Source organism: Pseudomonas sp. AC463 (assembly GCF_979253585.1).
Genome location: NZ_CEEDDZ010000979.1, coordinates 1 through 248, shown reverse-complemented (window position 1 = coordinate 248; position 248 = coordinate 1). Strand labels below are relative to the sequence as shown.

Sequence of the window (248 nt, the reverse complement as noted above, 5' to 3'; positions counted from 1 at the left end):
CGCCCTGCTGTAGCTCTACGCCGGTGACGCGGTCGCCCTCGAGGATCAGCCGCTCCACCTGGCAGCCCGTGAGCACAGTGAGGTTACTGCGTTCACGCACCGGATGGACGAAGGCCCGATAGCTGGACAGGCGCTTGGCGTTCTTCTGGGTCACGTTGTAGATACCCACGCCCTCCAGGGTACCGCCATTGAAATCGTCGTTTTGACGCAGGCCCAACTGCTCCGCTGCGCGGATATAAACCCTGGAC

General features: G+C 62.5%; 1 protein-coding gene. It reads right to left on the bottom strand.

Annotation, left to right across the window (positions count from 1 at the left end; all coding sequences use genetic code 11):
• On the bottom strand, positions 1-248 hold a 248-nt coding region (locus AC0IYH_RS33150; protein WP_471838641.1), incomplete at both ends, for a GMC family oxidoreductase N-terminal domain-containing protein.